Genomic DNA, 16365 nt, shown 5'->3' with positions numbered 1-16365 from the left:
CCAATATATCAATGAGCTGTCCATACATTATAATCCGTTCCCGTTGGCAGGTGTGCAATGAGGGTGCAATTCAGCTTTCTCCTTGCACCAAAATTCCATTTCTATCATAGAAGGGGATTCTCGACGTAGAACTGTCTTGCCCGACGGGTTACCAGTTGGCTGGACCCCATAGAAGCTCCTGCCCTGGAGTTGTGGAGTTGGCCGCTCTTTGTCAACAACGCTGGACCATCATCCAGTTTTGATGAACGCAAAACGCATCTGGAGGAACGCCGGGTCGTGCTGCAGAATCAGCAAGTCCTTACTTGGACAAGGTAATGACCACATAGATGCTGGCTTTGCCCTGACGGACCAACAGGGGGATGGGTTGGTCGGCAGGTAGTCCGGCGACGATGTGGGCCAACTCGCCGACGTTGCGGACATCCTGCTGGTTGATCTGCTGAATGATCATGCCGGGCATGAGTCCAGCTTCTGCGGCGGGGCCTTCACTGACTCCCACCACCACGACACCGTGGTGCACATCCAGCTGCTTTTCAATGCGCGGGTTCAGATCCTGAACATGAATACCCATGCGCTGGATTTTCAGGGTCTTGACCGGAGCGGAGGGTTGTGCTGCGCTGCTGCTTTGTTCATCCATGTTTTTGGGCAGGGCGGTGACCAGCACGTTTTTGGTTTTCGCCACCCCATGACGGAGGATTCCCACCTCGGCATGGGTACCCGGCACCGTGTTGCCCACCATGGGCGGCAGTTGCCCCACGTTGTACACCGGCTTGCCGTTGTAGGTGACGATGACGTCACCGGGCCGGATACCGGCCTTGGCCGCCGGACTGTTGGGCATGACGGAAGCCACCAGCGCGCCGACGGGTTCCTGAAGATGCAGGGCCTGGGCCATTTGCGGCGTCACATCCTGCACTTCCACACCCAGATACCCGAACTGAATGGGCTTGTGGTCCTTGAAATCCTGGACCACGCGCATGACGGTATTGATGGGGATGGAGAATGACAGTCCCATGTAGCCGCCGCTGTTGGTATAAATCTGGTCGTTGATGCCGATCACCTGGCCTTTCATGTTGAACAGCGGCCCGCCGGAATTGCCGGGATTGATGGGCACATCACTCTGGATGAAAGGAATATATTCATCATCGGGCAGCGGCCGGTTCATGGCGCTGACCACCCCCTGGGTGACGGTATTGTAAAAGCCAAAGGGCGCGCCCACCGCCAGCAGCCACTGGCCGACTTTCAGATTGTCAGAATTCCCGATGGGCGCTGTAGGGAGGTTCTGGGCATCAATTTTGAGCAAGGCCGTATCATAACGCACGGAAAGACCGATCAGTTTGGCCGGATAGGCATGGTGATTGGTCAGGGTGACGACAATGTGATTGGCGCCACGGACCACATGCCCCGCCGTGACGATATAGCCATCGGGACTGATGATGAAACCCGAGCCCAGGGACTGGATTCTTTCGTGTTGCTCATGGCCGGGGCCTCCCTGTCCGGGAGGGCCGAAATGCTGAAAGAAGCGATAGAAAGGCGAGTCGGGCGGAAACGGATTGGCTTGCTGGTGGATGACCTTGTTGGTGGTGCTGCTGATATTCACCACCGCCGGGCCATAGCGATCAATGATGGGGGTGAAATCCGGGAGAGCCACCAGAGCCTGCTGCGGCGCCGTATTGGTGTGGATGGATAAGGCGGGGGCGGTAGCATCCGCCTGCGCCCATTCCGTGGTACCGAGGGTGAAACCAAAGCACGCGGCAACGACAGCGGTGATGAGCAGTTTCGGGCGTTTCAACAGGGTTTGGGGGCGACTATTCGCCATAGGACTCTCCTTTGGAGTTGTGGTTCGATGGTAAGCGCTGTTGATGTTCTGACACATCGAGGCGCAGACACATGACATAGTGCAAATTCAAACATGGGATCTAACATATCATTTACCCCTATGGTGCTCAAATTTCTCGTGCTCCATAGATTTTTTCTCCAGTTTGACTGGGTTATCAGCGATCGCGCGAGAGCTAGGCAAATCAAAAAATAGCACAAATCAGCTTGTGCGATTGGTCTAAAATCCACGCCTTTCAAAGGCTATACAGAGGTGATCATCGGGTAGACTCTCTATTGGTAGATATAAACATGTTGTATTAAAAAAATCACAAACATGTTGTGTGTCCGTAATTTTCTTAATTAGCATAAAACATAATAAACACTATTCAACACATTGCAGTTCGTTGGTTGACAGGCATTTGTGGGTATGATGGAACAATCAAATGCTGATGGAAAATTGATGGTTTATTGGGGTTGACGCCACCGTTTTTAAATTGTTAGCGTAGCAACGTCGTACAACGTCGTAGGTTATCCATGACGTTAGTCGATCGGGATTTTACCGTTTGAATTGTTTAAATGGAGGATATGGATGAAAGCATCAGATTCTCGCATGTTGATGGGTCTGGGGGTGTTTGTGTTAGGCACGGCAGTGGCTTTTGCCAGTGCAGCGGGCTACCAACCGCCACAGCAGCCCGCCATGCAACGGGGTGGGCAACCAGGACCAGAGCCCAGCCCCACCAATCAACCCCCCGGATATGGCCCGCAAGGCCGGGCATCCCCGCCCGCCACGCAACAGGGTGGGCAACCAGGACCAGCAGAGCCCAGCCCCACCAATCATCCTCCGGGATATGGCCCGCAAGGACAGGCATCCCCGCCCGCCATGCAGCAGCACGGCACACCCAATGCACAGCATCAACACAAACAGGCTTATGGTGGTCAAGCGGCAACGCAACCCAATCCCAATCAACCGCCTACTAACGACTCATAACGGCCGGTAGCAGATAGCCTCATGGGAGGCTGTCTGCTGTTCCATGACGCACAACCCTTGAACAGGAGTAAGGCTGCCGTTGCATTGATGCGGGATGGTTTTTGTATGGAAAAGCCCAAGTATTACTGTTGTATATTAGTTGTTTTTAAACAAAAAATGACCTTTGTATTTGATTGTAAAACAATTCAATGTTTATAAACGTTAGATTCACACAACAGAAATCAACGCATTTTTAATATTTATCGATTGTTTGACAAGTCATTAAGTTGTTTGTTAGCGTGGTAGGGATAGAGCGTTTGTTCTATCCCTCATAAGTCTATTCGTGCTCATTTTTAAGAAAAGGAGGAGCAACATTGAAAAGCATCAAGACACCTTTATCCATTGCATTGGGTACCTTTGTTTTAGGCACATCCGTGGCTTTTGCCAGCATGAACAATCCTATGTCCACCACTCAACCCCAACAATCCTCTCCGGCCGTGCAGAATGGTCCATCAACAACGCCACCGCCCATGCCTTCCAGTTCTCCGCAAGCGGGCGCTCAGCCCATGATGCCTGCTGCCCCGCAAGCAGGTCCAGCAGTGAGTCATGGAGAGCTCATGAAATTCGTTGCCGCAGTCAGGGAAATAGGACCGCTGACCAATAAGATGCGGGGCGAGGCGATGGCAAAAGGTGTGAGCAAGGCAAAGCAGCGACAACTGCAACAGACCTACTCGCGCGATGTGCAAGGGATTCTTGCCAAAAACCATCTTTCAGCAGGAACCTATGAAATGTTAATGAGTAAGGCACAAAAGGATCCGCAGTTTGCCCATAAAGTCGAGGCGGCTATAAAGTCAGGTTCATAACACCATTCCTATGGACTCTCACCATCAGAGATATCTCATCAGATATCTCTGATATTCTAAACCTGAGCATTAGATAATGAAAGATATTTCAAGCAAGCTAGCGCTGCTGTTATTTTCTTTTGTAGCAGTATCTGGATGTGCTATCGGTCCCACGCATCATGATGTGCGGCAGGCGTTAAGAAAACTCTATATGATGAATGCTAGAAATGCAATAGATCATTTAAATATTTCAAAAAATCAAGTTCAGGATATTGACCATAAGGTCCAGGAGACAAGAGTAAATGAATGTAGAAAACTGCACGGCTTGGTATATCGTTGCTCGTTGGTTATGAATGGTCAAATTCAGATTGTGGAGATTGGTAAAATTGGGAGGCACTGGGAAGTTGTAAACGACCAGTTAAATTAATTTTGACAAAATATCACTGTATTTACAGTCGGTTTTTGTGTTTCTTGGTCACGCGCGCAATGATACTATTTGCCGAGGCGTGAGGAGGTTTGACGGGAGCGTACGGAGCTAATCCACGGATATGATGATTATGGATAACGAGTCCATCGTCAGCTAACCATAAGTTAATAGAAGCGATATATGTTATCAATGATGCTTTTTCTGTAATTATAATATTAAACATACTGCTTATAATTTTATTTTGAGCAAGAATATATTCTGGAAGTCTTGCTGAAATCACACTTGAGATGTTTTTAATGCTATTATCTGCTATTCTTATTCTGTATTAATTGCAAAACACATTAAGCATGATACTTGGAATGTTGCAATAGCGTGCTATTGCTAGTTCGGATTATATTTGCGTCATCATTATTTACGTTGGAGCTTCTTGTCAATGGATCTAAAACAGCGGCGCTGGTATTCATAAAGGATTAGGTGCTTACATGGCTATGCAGCTTGTTGATACAATTCTTAGTGTTGGTGTATCCCTTGCAAATCGTGTGCAGCGTATCGTGGTGAGAACGCGAAGAAAAGTAGTAGACGATTAAAGAAATGCTGAAATGTGCAAAAAAATACAGGATAAATCTTTGAGGTATTTGTGAGTAGGCTGAATGATTATTGATAGTTTTAGCGATCAATGAAGACCTCGTTGAGAGCGCCAATCAGATCGAATTGTTAAGCAAGAGGTTCAGGTATGATTAACTACTGTTACGTGGATATCTATAAAAAAGCAATTAGGATATCAAAATCCGCTGTAATTTCCATTATCTTATATTCCACGAGTACATTCCTGGTGTTAGCTGTTTCCTCAACGGTATTTCAATTCGAAGGTAATAGTAGGCACCTAAATATATCAAATCATAAACTAGGGAGTTTTACCATCAATTTGGATGAGAGAATTATCGCTCCTATTAACATGCACAAGAACTCACTATTTATAAGCGCCGGTGAATCAAATCCGCAACAAGGAAAAGTCGTCAAAGTAGATGGAAATGATGGTCGAATTATATGGTCAACGAAGTTGCCTAATATAAGTATGACAGAACCCATTGTGACAAGGCACCTAGTAATCGTTGGTATGGGTGGCAAGCGTATGTTTGCGGTAAACAAGGGTTACTCTTGTCATTCTCCTTATGAACACGGTATTGTTGCCCTGTATAGAAAAACAGGAAACATTGCTTGGGAACATGCTACACGCTGTCAAGTGATGCCAACGCCTGCTTATGTGAATCACGAGATCCTCGTGCCTGATGGAGGAGGTCATTTCCTGTCTCTGAACGAGAAAACTGGCCATCTATTATGGAAAACAACCATCAGTGGTTGGTCGGCAATGTCTTCTCCCCTGCTTGTAAATAATCAGCTTTATTTTGGCACGGACAACTCATTCACAGGCAAAAATTATTTTTATGACATCAATTGGAAAACGCATAAAGTTGTATGGACAAAAAATTATTCTCATGCTCAGAATCTCGCTGAGGCATCTCCGGTCCTATCCCATGGAATTATTTATACTGCCTATATGCGTATCCCACCATATGGGTTCCTACAGATTATAAGGCATCTGTGGCGCCATGAGTATATGAGATATTTTACCTTTCAGGTTGTCGGCATGAAAGCCAAAACGGGTGATATGGTTGTGAATAAAACTATATATGTGAAGAGATTGCCTCCAAAAACCTGGATACATCAACGATTACTGGATGAAAAGTACTATTGGACTAGTTGGGGTATTACGGCCATTCGTAAAGCAGCGCATTTTTTAGGTGTACCGATTCATTTCTCCAGTATGTCCGATAGTGATCCCAAAAAAGCCGGAATTTATGATCCTCCACTCACGGCTTGGCATCGTATGATATTTGTAGAACCACGGCTAACTCATAGATTATATGCTTTAAGTGATAAAACTGGGCGCTTACTGTGGACCGTCCATACTGGTGAGGATGTCAGTAATCCTAATATTTATAATGATAAATTATATTTAGTAAATAGTCGTGGTGTATTGTTTACGATAAATCCCAACAATGGAAACATTTTATCCAAAACAAATCTTTCTACTGGATCGCCTGGACCAGCAGATGTTTTGCTCAGTAAGAAGCATTTAGTTGTGGGAGGATCATCTGGTAAGGTCGTATCCGTTAACCTTAACTAGTGCTTGACCGAAAATAATAGTGTCTATGGGTGGTTCCACTCGTTGGGGCCAGCATTGGTGCTCCACACAGTCGGCATTAACGAGATCCACGCGCTGCCACAATCGGGCTGGATGCCTGTTGGTTCGGTGGCATTTTGTCAGGCGGCGATGGCGCACCAAGGCATCCGGGAGCCAGCGCCATCGACTACCCCATATGCCTGGAAGATCTCTGATAGATCGACCGTTCCTGCTGCCTTGGGGAGTGATTCGGTGGTGGGCGCGATGAGAGCCGGGTTGTTCGGCGTCCTGAAGGTCGGCAATGCGAACGTCCGAATACTCCGTCCATTTCGCTATGATGGGGCCCTGGTAGAGGAACAGGAAGCTTATCATGGTTGAAATGACGCCTGATTTTTCACTCTCGGCTTTGTTCGGCATCTCTCGCGCGGATTGCGCGATGACCGGATGCCTCGAAGTTTCGGATCATCGTTCCTCATGGTTTTTCCTCTACTGTCTGGACCAAAAGCGGGTATGTTCAGACTGTCACATTCAGCTCGATGTTTCCCTGCCGCCGCTCGATGTTGACGGCGATGTCGTCGCCGTGACGTCGCACCATCAAATCCAGCTCGCCGCCCAGATGCTTCAGGCCACGGATGCGCAGCCAATCGATATAGTCAGGGATACGCGGGTGATGCAGGTGGATAGTCGGTATGGCCGGGTCGAAATGCAGTCCGAGGATCGCATCGATCAGCATGAACACTGCTCCGCTGGCCCAGGCCTGCGGGGCGCAGGCCACGGGATAGTGGGCGGGAGCCTGACCGGACAGGCGCTCGAAGCCGCAGAACAGTTCCGGCAGGCGGTGCAGGTCGAATCGGATGGCGGCGTTGAACAGCCCTTCGAGCAGTCTCAGAGTCTCGCTCTTGCGGCCGTAGCGCGCCATGCCGGCGGCGGCGATGGCGGTGTCGTGCGGCCATACCGAGCCGTTGTGGTAGGACATGGGGTTGTAGCGCGCCTCGCCTTCGAACACGGTGCGCAAACCCCAGCCGTTGAATGCCTCCGGTGACACCAGGGCCTGCGCCATGCGCGCGGCGCGCGCGGGATCGGCGATGCCGGTATAGAGCAGATGGCCGATATTGGAGCTGCGCACGGCACAGGGTGCACCCTCACCGTCAAGCGCCAGGGCGTAGAAGCCGGGTTCCTCCAGCCAGAACGCGGCCTCGAAGCGCTCACGCAGCCGCTCGGCCTGAGCACGCCAGCGCAGCGCCATTCGCGTCTCGCCGACCACCTCCGCCAGCTCCGCGCCGAGCAAAGCGGCGGCATATGCATAACCCTGTACCTCACACAGGGCGATGGGCGGGGCGGGCGGGCGGCCGTCGGCGTGGAAGACCGCATCGTCGGAATCCTTCCAACCCTGGTGGACCAAGCCCTTGTCGCCATGGGGGGCATAGACCAGAAAGCCGTGGCGGTCGAGATGGGACGTGACCCAGGCCATGGCGCGTTCCAGGCTTGGCCAGATCGTTCCGATGAAATCGCGCTCGCCACTGCGGCGGTAGTAGTGGCCGGCCAGCATCACGAACAGTGGTGTGGCATCCACCGAGCCGTAATAGCGGCGAAACGGCACCTCGCCCAGGGCGGCCATTTCGCCCTCGCGCATTTCGTGGATGATCTTGCCGGGTTCGGCCTCGCTGGCCGGATCGGTGCGCTCGGCCTGGGTGGCGGCGAGGAAGGCCAGCACGCCGCGCGCCACCACCGGCTGCGCCCAGAGCGTCTGCAGCGCGGTGATCAGGCCGTCGCGGCCGAATGGTGTCGAGAACCAGGGCACGCCGGCGTAAGGATAGGGGCCGTAGCGGGTCTGAGTGGTGAGCATCTGCAGGTCCGCTACCGAGCGGTTGATCCAGTCATTGAACTGCTCGTTGTCGGTGGTGATCTCGGCACGAGAGTGCCGGTCAGCGTCCACCTTGCGCTCGATGGCACCAACCGACTCGCTGTAGTTGGGCACGCAGAAATAGGTGTTGCCACTGTCGCAACTGATGGCGACCTCGATGATCGTGCACGTACGGGGTTTGAGCGCGATGTCGAAGTCAGCCGCATCCGCCGCGATGCAGGAAGGCCGGGGCTCGAAACCGATACGGGTGCGCCGCGTCACCCCGTCGAGTCCAGTATAGGCGAGGATTACCGCGTCATCGAGCAGCTCTGGCGGATGCCGCTTGCCGCGCCGCTCGCGGTGCGTACCCCGGATCTCGAAGATGTCGCGGAAATCCGCGTCGAAGTGATATTCCAGCCGCAGACGGCGCGCCTGTCCATGATAGTTGGTCAGAGTCAGGCGCTCGGTGAGCGTGCTGTCAGAGGCGGCCAGCTCGCGGTGCAGGTGGATCACGCCCTTGGGCAGCCACAGTGCGCCGTCCTTGAACAGGTCCGGCGTGGTCTGGTCGATCTCCAGGCGGCTGTTGTCGAGGCGTATCGTGGAGTTGAGCAGCATGGGTTCGCGCCCCTCCAGCAGCAGATGCCACCCCGAGAGGTGTCGCATTCCGAGGTGATAGAATCCCTGCTCGCCCAGTCCCGCACGCCCCAGCTCGCCGTGGCGGCTGAACACCACGAAACCGTCGTCGGACTTGAGCACCCGGATGCGGTCGTCGGCGCGCGAGGAGGTGGCGGGAATGTACCAGCGGTTGTCGATCTGGATCGCGTCGTCCATGTTTTCGTTCTCTCAGCAGCCTGTTCAGGCGTGGCCTTCGTGTTCCGTCTTGCTCGTCGCGTGGGCGGAAAGAATTGGATCGGTATGGCCACCGCGCACGGGACTCGGCGCACCGGCGCGTGGACAGTCGCTGTTGGCCGGTAAGGTCATGGCGCGCAGTTCACGGTATCGCTTGACATAACCCTCAGCCATTCGCTCGGCGGTGAAGTGCTGCTCGAAATAGGCGCGGCAGGCGGCACGGTCGATGGCATTGATGCGCTCCAGTGCGGCGACGGCAGTTTCCACCGAATCCACCACATAGCCGCTGACGCCATCCCGCATCACCTCCGGCACGGATCCCCGGCGAAAGGCGATCACCGGTGTGCCGCAGGCCATCGCCTCGATCATCACCAGGCCGAAGGGCTCCGGCCACTGGATGGGAAAGAGCAGGGCGCGCGCGCCGCCGAGCAGCTCGTTCTTGCCCCGCTCGCCCACCTCGCCGATGAACTCAATGAGAGGATGCTTGAGCAAGGGTTCGATGTGGCTGGTGAAATAGCCGCGGTCCACCTCGTCTACCTTGGCGGCCATCTTCAGCCGCATGCCCGCCCTCAGGGCGATCTCGATGGCCTGTTCCGGTCCCTTCTCGGGCGACATGCGACCGAGGAAAGCCAGATATTCACCGGCTTTGGGCTGGAAAGTGTATAGCTCCGCAGGGACGCCGTTGTAGATGGTACCGGCCCAGCGTGCCGTGGGCAGCGGCAAGCGCTGGTGGTCGGAGATGGAGACCACCGGCATGTCGCGGAACTCTTGATACAACGGTTTGAGATCCGCCAGGTCCAGTCGGCCATGCAGTGTCGTGATCTGCGGAACGTCCATCCTGCGCCACAATGGGAAATGCAGGAAATCGGTATGGAAGTGGATGATGTCGTAGTCGCCCGCCTCGCGCGCCACCTGGGCAAGCTGCAGCAGATGCCAGGTGAGCGGGTCGCGGCGCTCGCGCGACAGCCGCAAAGCCTCCGGAACAGTGGGACGCAACCGTGCGCTGGTGCAGGAATCGGCGCTGGCATACAGGGTGACTTCATGGCCTTGCCGGACCAGCGCCTCGGTCAGGTAGTGGACCACACGTTCGGTCCCGCCGTAGGTATGGGGCGGAACGCTTTCATGCAAAGGAGCGATCTGAGCGATTTTCATTGGTTTATAACCTCTTTACGGATGAGATCAAGACGATCGAAGAATCGTTCTGTTCCGTTTGCCGGAAACGATGCGTCCTATATGTTGGCCTCCATTGGACGAAATTCAAGAAAGAAACTGCAACCCGACGAAACTGAACGCTTTCAGCGCAGTGGTGGAGGCTAAAAATCAGATAGATATCCAGCATCTCTGCTCATGCCGGAGGTCATTCATCAGCATGACCATGCGGGTTCCCGCTTTTTGTGCGGTGCGGAAGTCCTCCTGGAAAAAATGCAGGAGTCCCATCGAGAAGAGGCAAGGAAAGACGCGATGCCGCTCCGCTTTCTGCCCGAAACCCATACCCGGGTGCATATCCCCGACAAGCCCCTGTCTTTACAATGACACCCAGGCGGCCCTCTATCCCGAGCGGGTCTATGACTTGTTTGCCCGCTGTCAGGACTGGCTGAACGGCACGGGACTGTACGCTCCTTCTTGGTACAAATGCTTTCCCCTCTTGGCGTGGAGCCCGCTTCGTTTTATCTTCCCAAAAAAACCGATTGAGCGTAAATCCCACGATGTCCATCCCCAGCATAATCCTGCGCGTTGTATTGTTCTGCATCTGCATGTGCAATCCGCTGCAGTCCTCGGCAGAGGATTCATTATGGCAACAAGTCAAACGCTGGGGCGAGGAGCAGTGGTCTATGGCCACGGCCACCATGCCCCGTTCGCCGGTCACTGTTCCAGCCAGAGGGACTATAGAGGTGACATTTTCCCCGCCAGGCGGAGCAACGGCAGCCATAGTGGAGGCGCTGGGCGCCGCGCGACAGCGGGTCTGGGTGCAGGCTTACAGTTTTACCAGCGCGCCCATTGCCAAGGCCGTATTGCAGGCGGCCCGCCGGGGGTTGGATGTGCAGGTGCTGCTGGATAAAAGCCAGCGCACCCAGAAGTATTCTGTCGCAGATTTTTTTGCGAATCAGGGGGTGCCGGTATTTATTGATGACCAGCATGCCATTGCCCATAACAAGGTCATGGTCATCGACGCAGACACCCTGATCACCGGCAGTTTCAATTTCAGTAAGGCGGCGGAGCAGGCCAATGCCGAAAATATGCTGATTTTCAGAGGGAATCCCGCCTTGCAACAACTATATGCCGACAATTTTCGTTTTCATCTGAGCCATTCCACCCCCTATGAGCCCCGCCATGGGCGGGATTGACAGGGAAGGCAGGGAAGATATCAGAAGTTCAAACGAGCCCTTCCAGCAACTGCACCTCCACGAGGCTGCCCGCCGGGGCGCCATCGGCTTCTGCGGCGAGAATGATCAGACAGTCCGCATGGGCGAGCCCGCTCATGATATGCGAGGCCTGCTGGCCGACTCCGGCAACTTCCAGGCCCTTTTCTCCGGAGACCAGCACCCCGCGTTGAAAGTCGGTTCTTCCCGGTTTTTTCTTGAGGGGATGGGCCAAAGGCAGCTTGAGAACGGGAGCCGTCCAGGGCGCATGGCTGCCCATGCGTTTCAGGATGCAGGGCCGTACGAACTGGTAAAAAGTCACCATGGTGGATACCGGATTGCCCGGCAGACCAAAAAAGGTGGCCGCTCCCAGCTTGCCAAAGGCCAGGGGCCGACCGGGTTTCATGTTTATTTTCCAGAAATGAATGCTGCCCATACTGCCCAGCAGTTCGGCAATATAATCGGCATCGCCGACGGACACGCCGCCCGTACTGATGACCAGATCAGCCATTCCGGCGGCCTGTTGCAAGGCCGCTTCCAGGCGTTTGGGATCATCTTCGATCCGGCCCAGATCATATATTTCACACCCCAGGCGCTGAAGCATGCCTTGCAGTGCATAGCGATTACTATCATAAATTTGCCCGGCTGCGAGCGTGCTTCCGAGGGGGCGCAGTTCATCTCCGGTGGAGAAAAAAGCGACCCGCAGTCGTCGGAACAGCTTCACTTCCGCAATGCCCAGACCGGCCAGCAGGGCAAGCTGGGCGGGATGCAGCAGGGTTCCGGCCTGCAGCGCCAGGGCGCCAGCCTGCAAATCTTCGCCGGCCTGACGAATATTGGCTCCCGCTTGAGGATGCTGCCGGGGGATGATCTGCTTATCCTTGATCTCGGCGAGTTCCTGAATCAGGACACTATCGGCCCCTTCGGGCACTACGGCGCCGGTCATGATCCGCACGCATTCACCGGGTCCTATCGGGTCAGTGAAGGGGTGGCCGGCAAAACAGTGACCGATCAGGCGCCGTGGTCCTTCGCCATCGGCGCTGCGCAGGGCGTAACCATCCATGGCGGAATTGGGCCAGGCGGGTACCGGTTGCGCCGCCAGCAGGTCTTCTGCCAGCACGCGCCCCAAGGCATCGCCAAGATGCCGTATCTCGGTGTCGATCAGGGCAGGACTGGCCGCAAGAATGCTGGCTCGCGCCTCTTCCACGCTTTTGGCCAAGGAATCATGTTCAATATCACTACAGCAGTGCGCCATTCAGGGCTCCTCGTGTATCCAGGTATGGATGAATTTGGCAATGGTTTCAGGGGCATTGAGGTCCAGTACCGAACAATGTATGGACAAAGGGACATCGCTGGCCACGGCGATGATCTGCGGATCTTCCAGGGCCAGCAAGGGTTTTTGCAGGGAAGGGCGATGCACCTCTATTTTGGGGATGGGTAATCCCTTGTGCCCTTCAAGGAATAACAAATCCGCAGGGGTGGGCAGACAGGCAGCCATACTTTCCAGGTCCACGGTCTCTGGCGCCCGGCAAGTCGTGAACCAGCGTTTGGGACCCTGTAAAAGAACGGCTTCGGCACCCGCCTCCCGGAGCCGGAAACTGTCTTTACCCGGTGTATCCCAGTCCACCTCGTGATGTGTGGCTTTGACCACGGCGATGCGTAATCCTTTGGCATGCAGTAATGGTATCAAGGCGCAGAGCAAAGTGGTTTTTCCGCTTCCGCTATATCCTATCACAGCTATCGTTTTCACGTCAGATCCTCGGGGGTGTTGCAGTTGCACAGAAGCGCTTCGTCCAGATGCAAGGTCGCGTATTCCAGATCCCGGAACCAGTCCTGGGCCTTGCGTCCTCCCTGCTCCAGATAGGTTTGCAGATGTGGTAGCAGACGCCGATGACACAAGACGATCACGGCATGTAAGCCGGTATCGCTGCGGACCACCACCAGATCCTTGTCCATTTTGGCCTGCCACATCTGGTGCAGCAGGTCATGGGGGAGGAGGGGGCTGTCCACGGGAATGCTGGCCACCCAATCCTCGCGGGCGGCTGCAAGGCCGGCACTCAACCCCATGAGGGGGCCTTCAAAGTGGCTATTGGTGTCGGTAATGACCCTGTGACCCAAAGCCCGGTATTGATCCAGATGACGGTTGGCACTGATCAGCATCTCCGCACTATTCCCTTGCAGGATCTGGATGGCATGGAGAATCAGCGGCCTTTCTTGCCAATGAACCCAGCCTTTATCTACCCCTCCCATACGTCGACCCGCCCCGCCGGCAAGAATCAGACCGCTTACCGGTAGGGACGGGGAAATGTTTTGCTGCTGGCGCATGTGATTTGGCGGCTGCCCTGTCATAAAAGCCTATGCTATCCTTCCACAATTCTCTGACAAGTAAAACCCGGAGCAGGTATGTGGGATTGGTTGCGGGGCAGGTCGGGACCGACGGTTCCTCCCCGCGGTGTGGTCGTGGATGCGGGTATTCCCAATCAGGAAAGGGTCGCGGAATTACCGCTGCCCGAAGCCCTGTTTATTCTGCATTATAATGGCTTTGGCCAGCTCCCGGAAAATGCCGCATTGCGGCAATTATTGCTGGATACCGCCCGGAATGGAGATTTTTTGCGCGATCTTCCCCGGGTCAGTGCCCGGCGCCTGGAGGAAAACCATGGGCTGCAATCCCGTTTTGGGGTGGAGCTGGAAAGCGTGGTGCGCTTTTTCAAGGTGTTACATAGTGAAATCACCCGGCGCATGTATGTGGATGCCGCGCGCCAGCGGGAAGATGTGGCTGGTGTGCAATTCACCCTCCGCAATCCTGACCAGGCTGATGCCGAGCAGCGTGCCATTGTGGAAGCCAATCCATGTGCTCTGGGTGCGGGTATTTATCCCTTGACCCAAATCCCGGAGAATCCGCATCCGGGAACCGAAAACCCCTTTATAATTCGTATCGTCTTGAAAAAGGATCTGGCATGAAAAAAATAGCGATTTTCCCGGGTGACGGGATTGGCCCCGAAATTGTCGATGCCGCACGTCTGGTGCTGGATGCGGTGGACCAGGCTGCCGGGCTGCAACTGCAATGTACCGATGGATTGGTCGGCGGCGCGGCTCTGGATGCTGCTGATGATCCTCTGCCGGAAGCTTCCCTGCGGTTGGCCATGGCTGCGGATGCGGTCATTCTCGGTGCTGTGGGTGGTCCGCGCTGGGATGGCCTGCCCCCTGCCAAGCGTCCCGAACAGGGCTTGCTGCGTTTGCGCAAGCACCTGGACCTTTTTGCCAACTTGCGACCAGCGCAGATTTTCCCGCAGTTGATAAGTGCCTCGCCCCTGCGTCCGGAACTGGTGCAGGACGTGGATATTCTGGTGGTGCGGGAACTCACCGGCGATATTTACTTCGGTCAGCCACGGGGGGTAGAGATGGTCAATGGCAAGCGGCGTGGTCACAACACCATGGTGTATGACGAAGACGAAATCCGCCGGATTGCCCATGTCGCCTTCAAAGCCGCCCAAGGACGCCGCAAGCAGTTATGTTCGGTGGACAAGGCGAATGTGCTGGAAACCACCCGTCTGTGGCGGGAAGTGGTGACGGAACTGGCCTCGGAATATCCCGATGTCAGCCTGAGTCATATGTATGTGGATAATGCGGCCATGCAGTTGGTTCGTGCCCCTGCTCAGTTTGATGTGTTGCTGACGGGCAATATGTTCGGCGACATTCTCTCGGATGAAGCCAGTCAGCTGACCGGTTCCATCGGCATGTTGCCCTCGGCTTCGCTGGGTGAAGGGCGGGGCATGTATGAACCCATTCATGGTTCAGCTCCGGACATCGCGGGTCAGGACAAAGCCAATCCCCTGGCCACCATTTTGTCTGTGGCCATGATGCTGCGGCATTCTCTGGGCGCCGAAGCCTGGGCGCAGCGGGTGGAGATGGCGGTCCAGAAAGTCCTGGATGCGGGTTTGCGTACCGCTGATATTGCCGCACCGGGTGAGGCCGTGATCGGCACCCGCGCCATGGGTCAGGCAGTTGTCCAGGCCTTGCAACTCTGAGGAAGTCCTTATATGAAAAAATCCCATTACAACGTGGCGGTGCTGGGGGCGACGGGGGCCGTCGGCGAAGTCATGCTGGAAATTCTGGAGCAGCGGAAATTTCCGGTCGATCAGCTCTATCTGCTGGCGAGCAGTCGCTCTGCGGGAGGGCGCTTGCCCTTTCGTGGCAAGCAGCTCCTGGTGCAGGACGCCGCGGATTTTGACTGGTCCCAGGCGGATATTGGCCTGTTTTCTGCCGGTGCCAAGGTCAGTGCCCAATTTGCTCCCAAGGCCGCCGATGCGGGCTGCGTGGTCATCGACAATACCTCCCAGTACCGTTACGACGATGACATTCCCCTGGTGGTGCCGGAGGTGAATCCCCGGCGTATCGCGAATTACGTCAATCGGGGCATTATTGCCAATCCCAATTGTTCGACGATCCAGATGTTGCTGGCATTGAAACCCATTGCCGATGCAGTGGGCATCGAGCGGGTGGTGGTCGCCACGTACCAGGCGGTGAGCGGCGCGGGCAAGCGGGCTATTGAAGAACTCGGTCAGCAGACCATAGCGCTGTTTCGCCACGAAGAGGCGGTTTGTGACGTGTTCCCCAAGCGTATTGCTTTCAACTGCTTGCCGCAAATCGATGTGTTTCAGGACAATGGTTACACCAAGGAAGAAATGAAAATGCTTTGGGAAACCCGAAAAATTCTGGAACTTCCCGAACTGGCCCTGACCGCCACCTGTGTGCGGGTACCGGTATTTTATGGACACTCCGAAGCCGTCAATGTGGTGACCCGCGACAAGATCAGCCCGGAGGCTGTGCGTGCTTTGCTGGAAAGGTCTCCTGGGGTGACGGTGGTGGATAATCGGGAGAAGCATTTGTGGCCTTCGGCACTGGATGCGGCAGGACAGGATACGACCTATGTCGGCCGTATCCGTGGGGATTGTTCTCATGATAAGGGCATTAATTTCTGGGTGGTTTCCGATAATATTCGCAAGGGCGCAGCCTTGAACAGCGTACAGATTGCAGAGTTGTTGATTCGCGACTATTTATAGCGGGCAATACGGGCCAAACC

The 16365-nt window shown here is 54.8% G+C and carries 15 protein-coding genes; 9 read left to right on the top strand and 6 right to left on the bottom strand.

Annotated features, from left to right (window positions below; all coding sequences use genetic code 11):
- Nucleotides 1–298: 298 nt before the first annotated feature.
- Nucleotides 299–1813, bottom strand: coding sequence for a Do family serine endopeptidase (locus ACJU26_RS10035; protein WP_414039520.1), 1515 nt, complete (start codon nt 1811–1813; stop codon nt 299–301).
- A 588-nt stretch (nt 1814–2401) separates the two neighbouring features.
- On the opposite strand from ACJU26_RS10035, the gene ACJU26_RS10030 reads away from it, so the two are divergent.
- The 4 genes from ACJU26_RS10030 (at nt 2402) to ACJU26_RS10015 (ending at nt 6236) form a co-directional block, all read left to right on the top strand.
- The gene (locus tag ACJU26_RS10030; RefSeq protein WP_414039519.1) at nt 2402–2800 is read left to right on the top strand and encodes a hypothetical protein; all 399 of its coding nucleotides are present in this window, start codon (nt 2402–2404) and stop codon (nt 2798–2800) included.
- A gap of 353 nt (nt 2801–3153) precedes the next feature.
- Nucleotides 3154–3642, top strand: coding sequence for a DUF4168 domain-containing protein (locus tag ACJU26_RS10025; protein WP_414039518.1), 489 nt, complete (start codon nt 3154–3156; stop codon nt 3640–3642).
- A gap of 76 nt (nt 3643–3718) precedes the next feature.
- On the top strand, nt 3719–4048 hold the full coding sequence (locus ACJU26_RS10020) for a hypothetical protein (protein ID WP_414039517.1): 330 nt from the start codon (nt 3719–3721) through the stop codon (nt 4046–4048).
- An 832-nt stretch (nt 4049–4880) separates the two neighbouring features.
- A complete protein-coding gene (locus ACJU26_RS10015) occupies nt 4881–6236 on the top strand; it encodes a PQQ-binding-like beta-propeller repeat protein (protein WP_414039516.1) in 1356 nt (451 codons plus the stop codon).
- A 511-nt stretch (nt 6237–6747) separates the two neighbouring features.
- Here the strand turns inward: ACJU26_RS10015 and ACJU26_RS10010 are convergent.
- The gene (locus ACJU26_RS10010) at nt 6748–8907 is read right to left on the bottom strand and encodes a glycogen debranching N-terminal domain-containing protein (RefSeq protein ID WP_414039515.1); all 2160 of its coding nucleotides are present in this window, start codon (nt 8905–8907) and stop codon (nt 6748–6750) included.
- Between the two features lie 24 nt (nt 8908–8931).
- Nucleotides 8932–10077 carry a glycosyltransferase family 4 protein gene (locus ACJU26_RS10005; protein ID WP_414039514.1) on the bottom strand — a complete coding sequence of 382 codons (1146 nt, stop codon included), beginning with the start codon at nt 10075–10077 and terminating at the stop codon, nt 8932–8934.
- Nucleotides 10078–10272: 195 nt separating this feature from the next.
- Between ACJU26_RS10005 and ACJU26_RS10000 the strand changes: the two genes are divergently transcribed.
- Both ACJU26_RS10000 and ACJU26_RS09995 read left to right on the top strand, forming a co-directional pair.
- Nucleotides 10273–10458, top strand: coding sequence for a hypothetical protein (locus tag ACJU26_RS10000; RefSeq protein WP_414039513.1), 186 nt, complete (start codon nt 10273–10275; stop codon nt 10456–10458).
- A 299-nt stretch (nt 10459–10757) separates the two neighbouring features.
- Entirely contained in the window at nt 10758–11270 is a 513-nt protein-coding gene (locus tag ACJU26_RS09995; RefSeq protein WP_414039512.1) for a phospholipase D family protein, read from the top strand.
- A 28-nt stretch (nt 11271–11298) separates the two neighbouring features.
- On the opposite strand, the gene glp is transcribed toward ACJU26_RS09995, so the two are convergent.
- Genes glp through mobA form a run of 3 tightly spaced genes read right to left on the bottom strand, consistent with a single transcriptional unit; the run spans nt 11299 to nt 13607 of the window.
- On the bottom strand, nt 11299–12537 hold the full coding sequence (gene glp, locus ACJU26_RS09990) for a gephyrin-like molybdotransferase Glp (RefSeq protein ID WP_414039511.1): 1239 nt from the start codon (nt 12535–12537) through the stop codon (nt 11299–11301).
- Nucleotides 12538–13032 carry a molybdopterin-guanine dinucleotide biosynthesis protein B gene (gene mobB, locus ACJU26_RS09985; RefSeq protein WP_414039510.1) on the bottom strand — a complete coding sequence of 165 codons (495 nt, stop codon included), beginning with the start codon at nt 13030–13032 and terminating at the stop codon, nt 12538–12540.
- On the bottom strand, nt 13029–13607 hold the full coding sequence (gene mobA, locus ACJU26_RS09980) for a molybdenum cofactor guanylyltransferase MobA (RefSeq protein WP_414039509.1): 579 nt from the start codon (nt 13605–13607) through the stop codon (nt 13029–13031). Before mobA ends, mobB begins: the two co-directional genes overlap by 4 nt.
- Nucleotides 13608–13685: 78 nt before the next feature.
- Between mobA and ACJU26_RS09975 the strand changes: the two genes are divergently transcribed.
- Genes ACJU26_RS09975 through ACJU26_RS09965 form a run of 3 tightly spaced genes read left to right on the top strand, consistent with a single transcriptional unit; the run spans nt 13686 to nt 16345 of the window.
- Nucleotides 13686–14243: a hypothetical protein gene (locus ACJU26_RS09975; protein ID WP_414039508.1), complete on the top strand. Its 558-nt coding sequence runs from the start codon at nt 13686–13688 to the stop codon at nt 14241–14243.
- Nucleotides 14240–15310: a 3-isopropylmalate dehydrogenase gene (gene leuB, locus ACJU26_RS09970; protein ID WP_414039507.1), complete on the top strand. Its 1071-nt coding sequence runs from the start codon at nt 14240–14242 to the stop codon at nt 15308–15310. The genes ACJU26_RS09975 and leuB overlap by 4 nt, the downstream gene beginning before the upstream one ends.
- 12 nt (nt 15311–15322) lie before the next feature.
- Complete coding sequence (locus tag ACJU26_RS09965) at nt 15323–16345, top strand: aspartate-semialdehyde dehydrogenase (protein WP_414039506.1); 1023 nt, start codon at nt 15323–15325, stop codon at nt 16343–16345.
- Nucleotides 16346–16365 lie beyond the last annotated feature (20 nt).

The sequence above is a fragment of the Acidithiobacillus sp. M4-SHS-6 genome (assembly GCF_047421495.1).
Lineage (GTDB): Bacteria > Pseudomonadota > Gammaproteobacteria > Acidithiobacillales > Acidithiobacillaceae > Acidithiobacillus.
Note: the sequence above shows the minus strand (reverse complement) of the source record. Positions and strands in the feature narration are given on the sequence as shown.